Source organism: Anabaena sp. CA = ATCC 33047, assembly GCF_963870205.1.
Taxonomy (GTDB): domain Bacteria; phylum Cyanobacteriota; class Cyanobacteriia; order Cyanobacteriales; family Nostocaceae; genus Trichormus.
In genome coordinates this window covers 1-284 of the sequence record NZ_CAWMSA010000048.1, presented here as the reverse complement: position 1 = coordinate 284, position 284 = coordinate 1, and the positions used below count along the sequence as shown (strand labels likewise).

The 284-nt window shown below is 37.3% G+C and carries 1 protein-coding gene; it reads right to left on the bottom strand.

Annotated elements, in window-relative coordinates:
- Window positions 1–240: helix-turn-helix domain-containing protein (locus AACS98_RS16445; RefSeq protein ID WP_157087528.1), on the bottom strand; the 240-nt coding region annotated here is incomplete at its 3' end.
- Between the last annotated feature and the right edge of the window lie 44 nt (window positions 241–284).

Genomic DNA, 284 nt, shown 5'->3' with positions numbered 1-284 from the left:
TAAATCTTCTTTGGTAATTGGTAATTGCTTTTTCTGAGAGTAATAACTGGGATTGTCTCTCAGTTGAGATATTGAGCAGATTAACGGACAAGCATTAATACTATTGCGGTTATTTTCCCACCAATCAAACCTATCTCCTAGTTGCTTGTTGTACCAGTATCGGCAGACTCGCAACCAATAATTGAGTTCTAGTTTTTGATTGGTGTTTGGGTAAGCTCGATACTGGTAATTAAGCAACATAATTAAGCTACAACTACCTTCATAAAACGAGTGGGACGGTTAAG